We start from the raw sequence: 10,288 nt of genomic DNA on the forward strand, positions 1-10,288 counted from the left end.
TCCGCCATCACTAGAAAAAAATCAGGAGACATCTCATGCATACCATTACCACCGCCCCGGCTGCGGCGCCGGCCGCACCGCTGGCCGCCCGCCATCCCACGCGCTACCGCTGGGTCGTCGCGGCCCTGTTTTTCATCGTCTACACGATTGCCGCCGCCGACCGCGCCAACCTGGGCGTGGCCTTGCCGTTTTTGCGCAAGGAGTTCGAAATGAGCAATACCGACGCGGGCGGGCTCGTCAGCCTGTTCCTCGTCGCCTATGCGCTGGCCCAACTGCCTTCCGCCTGGCTGCTGTCGAAGTTCGGCGTGCGCAGGGTGTTTACCATTTCCATGATCCTCACCTCGATTGCCACCGGGCTGACGGGGCTCGTGGGTTCATTGCTGTCATTAAAGCTGTGCCGCATCGGCCTGGGCCTGGCGGAAGGACCGTTGCCGATCGGCGTGACGACGACCATCAATCACTGGTTTCCCTCGCGCGAGAAGGGCACGGCCTCGGGCCTGTTCTTGTCCGCCGTCAAGTTCGGTCCCGTCATCACGCCCATCCTGGGCGCGGCCATCATCGCCGCCTGGGGCTGGCGCGAAGTGTTCATCTGGTTTTCCGTGCCCGGCGTGATCCTGGCCATCTTCTGGTATTTCCTCGTCACCAACAAGCCGGGCGAAAGCCGCTTCGTCAACGGGGAAGAACTGGCCGTCATCGAGGAAAAGGCGCCGGATGGCAGCAGCACCGGCACGGCGGCCACATCGCGGCCCATGCCCTGGCTTGACAGGCTGATCCGCGTGCGCGCGGTGCCAGCTGTTACCACCAGCCGTGGCGTTTTTGCCTCGTGGAATATCCTTGGCTGCGCGCTCGGCTATTGCTGCCAGCTGGGCATTTCCAGCGTGCTGCTGGCCTGGATCCCCACGTATTTGCTGACCGTCAAACAGTTTTCCATCATGAACATGGGCATGGTGGCGGCCGCGCCGTGGGTGGGCGCCGTCTTCGGCAATATCCTCGGTGGCTTGCTGGCCGACCGCGTGCTCGACAAGCGCAGGAAGCCCGGCATGCTCATTTCCGCCCTGTCGACGGCCGTCATGATGTATTTGCTGATCCATGCGCCGGCCGACCCGCTGCAATACGGTGCGCTGCTATTCCTCACGGGCGTGCTGCTGAGCATAGGTTTTTCCGCCTACATGGTGTATCCGATGCAGTTCGTGTCGAAGGAAAAATTCCCCGTGGCGAACGCCGTCGTCAACATGGGCGGCCAGCTGGGCGGCGCGGCCACGCCGTGGATCGTCGGCATGCTGTTGGATCATTACGGCTGGGATTATGTGTTCGGCTTCATGGCGGCCATTTCCTGCCTGACTTTCCTCGTGGTGTTGACGATCGCCGAACCGCTCAAGCTGCGGCCGTCAGGGCAGCAGCAATGAATGCTGGCTGGCCGTATGAAAGTCGCGCCAGACGCGGTTGATGGTGCTGTCTTCGCGGGCCGCGTACAGGCCGCAGTACGGGTACAGGCCATCGACTGCCGCGCGGCAGGCGGCGACCAGGTCCAGTGAACTCGTCTGTACGGCCTGCATGCCGTCCGCGTCCAGCGCCGCGCCGGCGGCAACCGTTGCCCAGCTATCGTCCAGCACGGCATAGAAGCGGGCGCGGGCGGCCGTGCAGGCATCTTTTTCCCCTTGCAGCATGGCGGCTACTTCCGGCACGTCCAGCAACGGCAAGCCGGCGCGCGCGTGGCGGCGGTGGCGCATGCACTCCTCGGCCAATTGCATGAAATGCGCGGCCATGCCGGCCACGTTGGCGGCCAGGGTCACGTAGGCGAGCGAGTAGAACGGGTAGCGGTACAGGGGGCCATCGGCCGTCGCGGTGTCGGCGCTGATCGTGAAGCCATGTTCTTTGCCGAGCCACTGGCCATCGATGCGGTAACTGTGCGAGGCGCTGGCGCGCATGCCGATGCTGTTCCACGAGGGTACCAGCTGCACCAGCGCGGCGGGGACGAGAAAGGCGCGGATGCGCGGCTTGCCGTCCGCATCGAGCAGGGGCTGGCCATCGCGCCGCAGCAGGGCGTTCAGGGTAAAGTGCGTGGCCATCGGCGCGCCGCTGGCGTAGTCCCAGCTGCCCGTGATGCGGTAGCCGTCGCCTTCTTCGTCCGCGTAACCAGTCGCCGCGCCGCTGCCGCCCAGGCAGACGCGGGGCGTGCCGATGATGGCCCGCGCCATGTCCGGCGCCAGAAAGCCCGCGAACCAGCCCGCGCCCGCGCACAGGGTCAGCACCCAGCCCATGCTGCCGTCGACGGCGGCCACCGCTTCTTCCAGACGCACCACTTGCGGCAGGGGCAGCTCGGCGCCACCCGCGCCGCGCGGCGCCAGCATCGTCAGCCAGCCGCGCCGGTGCAGCAAGGCTTGCTGCACCGGATGCAAAAAGCGGGCCGCATCGGCCGCCTGGGCATGGCGGGCGATGCGGCGCGCGTCGCGTTCGGAAAGGGTAGCAAGGGTAGCAATGGCAGCGTGCGGCATGGGCAATGTCCGGCAATGGTGAAGGCGGGCATTTTCGCACAGCGCGGCGGCGCCGTTGCCGTCAGCCGTGCGGCAAGGCGATTTTTTCCATCACGGCGCGCAGCAGCATGGCGTCCGGTACTGCCGCCGGGGCCGAGCGCCAGGCGATGATGCCGTCCGGCCGGACGATCACGGCGCCGTCATCGCCTGTGCCGAAAGTGTCGCCGAACGCCTGGTCGGCGGGGAAAACCACGTCGGCGCCGGCCAGCAAGGTCTTCAACGACAGGTGCGCGGCGGCGGCGGACCAGCGGGGATCGGCTGTCAGCAGCACGAAATCCTCGGTCAACAGGTCGATGCTGGAGACGCTGTTGCCGCGATGCCGTACCCATACGTGGGGCGCGCGCGTGCCTGGCTGGCCGGCCCAGTCGCGCGGATGGGCGGCCGGCGGCAGTACCGCGTCTGCGCCGAGGATGGCGCTGGAGCGTGTCAGCTGGCCCAGTTCCATTGCAAGGTTGCCATACAGTGGCGCGTCCTGGTAGCCGTCGCCGACCCATTTCGCGTAGTCTGGCCGGGCGAAGGTTTGCTGGTGCCGCAGCCAGGCGATGGGCCGGCGCTCATCCGTGTAGGTGTCGAGCAGGGCAGGGCGCGATTGTTGCCGCACCACCCTTTGCAGCTTCCATGCCAGGTTGTAAACGTCGTCGATGCCCGTGTTGGCGCCGTAGCCGCCGCGCGTGGGCGGCAATTGATGGGCCGCATCGCCGGCCAGGAAAATGCGCCCCTCGCTGAACCTGTCCGCGATCAGGCCGGCCAGCTCCCAGCGTCCCGTGGTGATCAGCTCGATCGCCATGTCCTTGCCCAGGGCCTGGCGGACCAGCGCCCGCAATTGCGCGTCGGTGCTCTCGCTTTGTTCTTCAAACATGAGGAACCAGCGCCCGTCCGAATACGTGCCCAGGAAACCCTTGAAGCCTGGCTGGTCGATGTCGAACTGGCGGATGCCCCGTTCCAGAAAGGCGTCCGCTTCCGCGCAGCGGAACAGCACGCTGCGCAGCACGCGCAGGGGACCGGCCCCCTGGCGCGCGATGCCCAGCTGTTCGCGGATGGGGCTGGCCGCGCCATCGGCGGCGATCAGGTAATCGGCCGTGACGGCATAGCATGCGCCCGTGTCGCGCTGGCGCAGCTGGGCCGTGACGCGCTGCGCATCCTGCTGCACGGACAACAGTTCCACGCCCGTGCGCAGGTCGGCGCCACGTGCGCGGGCGGCCTCGCGCAGTATCGGTTCCAGCAAGTCCTGGGCGATGGCGGCGCCGGCCATGGGCGAAGCCTTGCCGTCGCGCTCTTCCGGCTGGCCTGGCGTCCATGGCAATTCCTCGTAGTGCTGTCCCGCCAGGCTTTCCACGCGGGCGCGGCGCACGGTGGCGCCGGGCGGTACCTGGGGAATGCGCTCGGCGATGCCGGCGGAGCGGAAAAATTCCAGCGTGTGTTCCGTGAAGCCCGTGGCGCGGGGATGGGCGGCGCTGCCGTGGTGTTTTTCAACGAGGATATGCGGCACGCCCCGCCATGCAAGGAAGAGCGAGGCTGAAAGTCCGACGAGACTGCCGCCAATGATGAGTACAGGGGTGTGGATTGAAGCTGGTTTCATGATGTCGTCCTGGAGGTTGTGCAGAGCACACTCGGTCAAGGACGTGGTGATTTTTCGCGGCAGGCGGAACGCCGTTCAGGCAGCAGGGTGACGGAACGCACGCCGACGAAAAAACGGCGCACGCCCGCTTTTCGTCGTGGTCCGCGCCCCCCAGGGCTGGAATATGACCGTCCGCAGGCGGACGGCTGACCGGGGCTCACCACGCCGGTCCACCTTTTTCGACGCCACGATCTTAGCACGGGACTGTCGCGCGCCGCCAGCCCGGGGAAACCCCATGCAACGGCGTTCAGGCGGCCTGGGCAAGTCCTTCCGCTTCCCGGGCAGCCTTGACGCTGTCGCGCGCGGTCATACGGCCCAGGAATGCCTGCACATTGGCCAGCTGCGACAGGTCCACGCCCAGCTGCGGCGCCCAGCCAGTCACGGCGAACAGGTAGGGATCGGCCACGGTCATCGTGTCGCCGGTCAGGTAGGCCCGGCCGTCCAGGCGGCGGTTGATCCACGCATATTTCTTGCCCAGTTGCTCGATGAAGATGGCCTTGGTCGCGGCGTCGATGCGCGAATCGAACAGGGGACTGAACGACTTGTGCAGCTCGGACGTGATGTAATTCTGCCATTCCAGCACCTTGTAGCGGGCCAGGCTGCCCACGGGCGGCAATAAATCCTGCCTGCCCGCCAGTTCCGCGATGTACTGGGCGATGACCGGGCCTTCGCTCAAGGTCGTGCCATCGTCGAGCGCCAGCAGCGGGACCTGGCCTTTGGGGTTGAGTTCATAGTAACTGCCGCCTTCCGGCGTCCGGTGCTGGCCCAGGTCGACCTTGACGAGGGTGAACGGCGTGCCCGTTTCGCGCAGGATGATGTGCGGCGCCAGCGAGCAGGCGCCCGGCGAGTAAAAGAGTTTCATGGCGATCCTATCCTTGAACAGGTGGGGAAGATGCCACTATAGACCTGTGCCGCCGCGCGATCAACGCGCGCACGCGCAATCGGCTATTGGCGTGCGGTGGGCGATTGCGCTGGCTCAAGCGCGGCAACGGCGTCCGCGCCGAGACCCGGGGCAGGGGAGGCTATAATCCGGGCATGTTGACAAGTCTAGCTCAACGTCATTACGAGGCCGCCCATGCACAAACTGATTTCCGAACTCACCCGTTTGTATCTGTTCGATGAACAGCAGCAATACGTCGATGCGGACGGCGGCGCGCAGCTGCTGACGCCGGCCGTGCTGGCGCGCCATCTGTCGGGCGAACAGACGGTGGCGGTGCAACTGGTGACCGGGAGCGGCCTGACGCGCGCGCTGGTACTGGAGTTCGGCGGCAAGGGCGGCGGCGAAGCGCACTGGAGCGCGCTGTGCACGATCGCCAATGCCGTACAGCACGAGCTGGACTTGCCGGCACCCGCCGTCAGCATTTCGGGCACGGCGTTCCAGTTGTGGCTGTCCCTGGCCACGCCCGTGCCCGTCGCCCAGGCACGCCAGTTCGTGCAGCTGCTGCGTTCCACCTTTTTACCTGCCTCGACCGACATCCTCGCCACCGCGCCGCCCGCCGACGTGGAGCAGGTAGCGTTGCCGCCATGTCTGCAGCCATCGGGCAAGTGGGCCGCCTTCATCCACCCCAGCATGGGCGCGGCCTTTGTCGACGAGCCGGGCCTGGACATGCCGCCACCCCCGGCCGCCCAGCTGGGCTTCCTGGAAAGCTTGCGCAGCATCAACCCGGGACAATTCGCGCAGGCGCTGGCCAAGTTGCAGGGACATGCGGGGCTGCTTGACGCCGTGCCTGCGCCCGTCGCCGCCCCGTTGCCAGCGGCACCGTCCGCCGCTGCGCCGGGCTTGCTGTTGCAGGACGCCACCCTGGAAGATATCGTGCGCTGGCTGCATGCGCGTAATATCGAACCGACGTTCCGGCACAGCTTGCCGTAGCGGGGCGATCCTTCTCCCTGACTGAAGGATACGTTAGACATCCAGGAGGCAACATGACAGTCAAGCGCATGGACAACGTCGGCATCGTGGTAGCAGACATCGATGCCGCCATTGCGTTCTTCACAGAACTTGGTCTCGTACTCGAAGGGCGCGCCCCCATTGAAGGAGACTGGGCAGGTGGCGTCACCGGCCTGCACGGCATGCGCGTCGAGATTGCCATGATGCGTACGCCGGACGGTCACAGCCGTCTCGAATTATCGCGCTTCCTGGCGCCGTCCGTGGTCGCCGATCACCGCAACGCCCCGGTGAACGCTCTCGGTTACCTGCGTGTCATGTTTGCCGTCGAGGATATCGACGATACGCTCGTCCGGCTCATCAAACGCGGCGCGCAGCTGGTCGGCGAAGTAGTCCAGTACGAAAACATGTATCGGCTCTGCTATATCCGTGGCCCCGAGGGAATCCTCATCGGGCTAGCCGAACAGCTCGTGCAGAAGACGTCCTGAGGGAATCCCACGGGATTGGCGTCCAGCCCGTTAGGGAACCGCTGATTTAATCACTGCCATCTAGCTACCTGCACGACGGAACAATGCTGGTTGGGCGACGACCAGGCACTGGCAGAGGCGGTTCAGCCGATTTGATCGGTTCAAGGGTTGGTGGGCACGTGGCTACAGGTCAATGCCGCTTCGGCCCTTGCCCTTGCGTCGATCGAGGTGGGCGCGAGGAAGACGGCCTGGATCACCGACGACCCGCGCGGGGACATCTGTACCGGCGGGTCCGCATGTACGGCATCCATGTCGATATGCCCGTCATCCAGGCGCCGGATCCTGCGCTGCTTCGCCGGCGTTCCCTGGAGGGCGACCAGCGTTGCCCCCACCGCGAGGGCCGTGTAAGCGATGATGTGCGAAAAACCCATCAAATCGTTTCTCATGACCGCATCGGCGGCGCCCAGCCTCACGAATCCCGCGTTTTCCCATTTTTCCACGGTGGCTTGCAAATCCTGCGTGTGGTCTAGCAGAATTCGCGCGGCTTCACATGTCTCCGGTTCCAGATGGGAAGTTGCAACCGGGGGCGGCGCACTAAGTTCGAACGTCGTGCTTCCATAGCCTCGCACGGTCCGGCCTGCCTCTCGTGCCTGTGACGAGGCCGGCGCCAGATAGACGGCTTGCGGCGGAGCCGGCCAAGCCGTAGACACAACGACAGATGCTCCAATGGCTGCCGCCTCGAAGGGAAAGCCGCTCCGATCCACGTTGTCTGCTAGCGCTGTCTCACCGCACGGGTTGACCCGCACAAAGCCCAACTGCTCCCATTTGCGGATCGCAACCGGCAGGTCCGCGGTGAGTTCGAACTGGATGGTCACCAGGGTCACCTTGCTTGGCCCGATGTAGGGCACAGTTGGCGACACGGGAAGATAGTGTTCGGTAAGCGCACTGATAGTTTCGGGCGTGGGTTCAAGCATGACGTTGTTCGCTTGAGTTCGGATGAACAGCATCATAGCTGAATAAGCTTATGGACGGTCCTACAGAACAGGGGCGAATGTGCCCGAATAGTTGAGTATCCAGGGAAGCATTGATTTGAACCAGCAGCGGCCCGCCTGACATCCCGAACTGGCACAATGACGTCTTCGATTCCTTCCAGACAGCCATGAAGCAAACCACGTTCTCCGACGCCGAGTTCATCCACAAGAAGAAGCAGACTCGCCGAGACCGATTTCTGGCCGAGATCGAGGCGGTGACGCCGTGGCCGCCGCTGGTAGCGGCGCTGCTGCCGTATTACCCGAAGGGCGATGGCCGCGGCCGTCCACCGACGGGCCTGGAGCGCATGCTGCGCATGTACATCGCGCAGCAGTGCTTCGGCTTGTCGGACGAGGGAATCGAAGATGCGATCTACGACAGCCAGTCCATTCGAGGCTTCGTCGGCATCGATCTCACGAACGAATCGGCACCGGACGCGACGACATTGTTGAAGTTCCGTCGACTGCTGGAGAAGCACAATCTGACACGCCGGATTTTCGATGAGATCAACATGCACCTGGCCAGGAAAGGTTTGGTCATGCGCGAGGGGACGATCGTGGACGCGACATTGATCGCCGCGCCGCCGTCGACGAAAAATCGCGACAAAGAGCGCGATCCCGAGATGCACCAGTCGAAGAAAGGGAACGACTGGCACTTCGGCATGAAGGCTCACGTGGGCGTGGACATGGCCACCGGCCTGGTGCACTCGGTGGTCGGCACGGCAGGCAATGTAGCCGACGTGACCCAGGCGCATGCGCTGCTGCACGGCGGCGAGAAGGTGGTGCTTGGCGACGCTGGCTACCAGGGCGTTGGCAAGCGTCCGGAAAACACGGACAAGACAATCGACTGGCACGTTGCGATGCGTCCGAGCGTGCGCAAGACGCTCAAGAAAAATCCACTGGGCCGAGCCAAGGAGAAGCTCGAAAAGGCCAAAGCCAGCGTGCGCGCGAAGGTCGAGCATTGCTTTCATGTCGTGAAGTGCCTGTTCAAGCATCGCAAGACGCGCTATCGCGGCCTGGCGAAGAACAACGCCCAACTGTTCACGCTGTTCGGCTTCGCCAATCTGGTCCTGGCACGCAGATTCCTCGGAACGGCGCACGCCCAAGTTCCGTCCTGATGTCGGAAATTGGCCACAAATGTCGCGCGAAACGGCTGATTCGAGACACCACAGCATCTGATTCGATCAAAAACCGCAGAGCGCGAAACTCAGCCAGTGATCGCACTGACTTTCGCGCGCGAGAGTGAATTGTTCAGCGCTTCCTTAGCGAAGCAGGCCTGCGCGAAAGCCGCGCAGGTATGATGAATTCATACGTTGTAGGCGTCTGTTTTCCGGCGCAATCTGGTAACGCTGGCAAGCGGCCAGAAGCAATGGGATGGACTCCTCCTCACCTGTCGGCGTCTGAGCGCCTAAACTGGAGTTTCGACACAACCAGTTGAAAGAAGGAGTCCACCATGAAGATTATCCGCGTCGGAGTTGATCTCGCCAAGAGTGTCTTTCAAGTGCACGGGGTTGATCGTAGCGAAAAGGTTGTCTGGCGCAAGAAACTAAGTCGGGCAGAATGGCTGCCGGCATTGCTGGAGAAAATAGAACCTGGCTGTGAGATTGGTATGGAAGCTTGTGGCGGCGCGCATCATTGGGCCCGGCAATTGCAGAAACGCGGCTTCACGGTAAAGCTCATCGCGCCGCAGTTCGTCAAGCCGTACGTGAAGAGCAACAAGAACGACGCCAACGATGCCGAGGCGATTTGCGAGGCGATGAGCCGGCCGAGTATGCGTTTCGTTGCGGTCAAATCGGTGGAGCAGCAGGACCTGCAGGCGATACACCGGATCAGAGCGGAGCTGGTGAGTCAGCGCTCCGCCAAGGGCAACCAGATCCGTGGGCTGTGCAGTGAGTATGGTTTGGTAGCGCCAAAGGAAATGATTCAACTGCGAGCAGCCATTCCGCTGTGGCTGGAAGATCTGGAGAACGGATTGACACAACGTTTCCGACGCTTGCTGCGCAGTTTGTGGCTCGATCTGCTGAACCTGGAACTGCGAGTAAAGGAACTGGATCAGGAAATAGAAATCGCGGCATCGACCGATCCGGTCGCCACCCGGTTGCAGCAACTGCGCGGCGTCGGCCCGATCATCGCTACCGCGATTGTGGCTAATGTTGGCGACGCGAAGCAGTTCAGTAGTGGTAGGCAGATGGCGGCGTCGCTGGGGCTGACGCCACGACAAAACAGCTCAGGCGGCAAGGAGCGATTGCTGGGCATTACGAAACGCGGCGACGCTCAGTTGCGGACGTTGTTGATTCACGGGGCCCGTTCAGTGTTACGAACAGCGGCCAGCAAGAATGATCGGATGAGTCGCTGGGTGACGCATATCGCCGAGACGCGGCATCACAACATCGCGGCGGTCGCGCTGGCCAACAAGACGGCGCGTATCGCCTGGGCGATGATGACCAAAGGCACCGACTACCAGCCTGAGCTGGAAGCGGTCTAAGCAGTGAGCAGTTAGTACGTAAAAAGGAGTATCCAACCACGATTGCGAAACATGCCGATGATGGCCAACAGGTCGAACCGGCGCTGGCAGAACCCGAGAATGTCTGTGGCCTTTAAGCCCGTAGAAGCGATAGGGAGTCGGCGCGCGAATAGCCCATTATGGTCCTTGCCCGATGATGGGCAAAGCAGTTAGAGACCGAATATACGTGAGCAGTCGTACCTAAAAGCCAAAGACGGAATGTTTGCAAACGAGGAGGAGTCCATATACGGAC

At 63.5% G+C, this 10,288-nt stretch carries 9 protein-coding genes; 5 read left to right on the forward strand and 4 right to left on the reverse strand.

The genetic code is table 11. The features are described 5' to 3' along the window. Positions 1-35 precede the first annotated feature (35 nt). A complete protein-coding gene (locus BLU39_RS27315; RefSeq protein ID WP_092719408.1) occupies positions 36-1,406 on the forward strand; it encodes an MFS transporter in 1,371 nt (456 codons plus the stop codon). Here BLU39_RS27315 and BLU39_RS27320 read toward each other — a convergent pair. The 3 genes from BLU39_RS27320 to gstA form a co-directional block, all read right to left on the reverse strand. After that, positions 1,389-2,495 (reverse strand): acyl-CoA dehydrogenase family protein, encoded by a 1,107-nt coding sequence (locus BLU39_RS27320; protein ID WP_092719411.1) that lies wholly within the window; start codon positions 2,493-2,495, stop codon positions 1,389-1,391. The genes BLU39_RS27315 and BLU39_RS27320 overlap by 18 nt on opposite strands. Positions 2,496-2,556: 61 nt before the next feature. Further along, positions 2,557-4,113 (reverse strand): FAD-dependent monooxygenase, encoded by a 1,557-nt coding sequence (locus BLU39_RS27325; RefSeq protein WP_092719414.1) that lies wholly within the window; start codon positions 4,111-4,113, stop codon positions 2,557-2,559. 286 nt (positions 4,114-4,399) lie between these two features. Continuing rightward, complete coding sequence (gene gstA / locus BLU39_RS27330) at positions 4,400-5,014, reverse strand: glutathione transferase GstA (RefSeq protein ID WP_092719416.1); 615 nt, start codon at positions 5,012-5,014, stop codon at positions 4,400-4,402. Between the two features lie 213 nt (positions 5,015-5,227). On the opposite strand from gstA, the gene BLU39_RS27335 reads away from it, so the two are divergent. Continuing rightward, complete coding sequence (locus BLU39_RS27335) at positions 5,228-6,022, forward strand: TOTE conflict system archaeo-eukaryotic primase domain-containing protein (protein ID WP_092719419.1); 795 nt, start codon at positions 5,228-5,230, stop codon at positions 6,020-6,022. A 53-nt stretch (positions 6,023-6,075) separates the two neighbouring features. Further along, on the forward strand, positions 6,076-6,525 hold the full coding sequence (locus tag BLU39_RS27340; RefSeq protein WP_092719421.1) for a VOC family protein: 450 nt from the start codon (positions 6,076-6,078) through the stop codon (positions 6,523-6,525). A 140-nt stretch (positions 6,526-6,665) separates the two neighbouring features. On the opposite strand, the gene BLU39_RS27345 is transcribed toward BLU39_RS27340, so the two are convergent. Then, complete coding sequence (locus tag BLU39_RS27345) at positions 6,666-7,514, reverse strand: hypothetical protein (RefSeq protein ID WP_092719424.1); 849 nt, start codon at positions 7,512-7,514, stop codon at positions 6,666-6,668. A 149-nt stretch (positions 7,515-7,663) separates the two neighbouring features. Here BLU39_RS27345 and BLU39_RS27350 point away from each other — a divergent pair, with 149 nt between their 5' ends. Both BLU39_RS27350 and BLU39_RS27355 read left to right on the forward strand, forming a co-directional pair. Next, positions 7,664-8,650 (forward strand): IS5 family transposase, encoded by a 987-nt coding sequence (locus BLU39_RS27350; RefSeq protein WP_092719427.1) that lies wholly within the window; start codon positions 7,664-7,666, stop codon positions 8,648-8,650. Between the two features lie 335 nt (positions 8,651-8,985). After that, positions 8,986-10,017 carry an IS110 family RNA-guided transposase gene (locus BLU39_RS27355; RefSeq protein WP_092707913.1) on the forward strand — a complete coding sequence of 344 codons (1,032 nt, stop codon included), beginning with the start codon at positions 8,986-8,988 and terminating at the stop codon, positions 10,015-10,017. Positions 10,018-10,288 lie beyond the last annotated feature (271 nt).

Source organism: Janthinobacterium sp. OK676, assembly GCF_900103595.1.
Classification (GTDB): domain Bacteria; phylum Pseudomonadota; class Gammaproteobacteria; order Burkholderiales; family Burkholderiaceae_D; genus Janthinobacterium.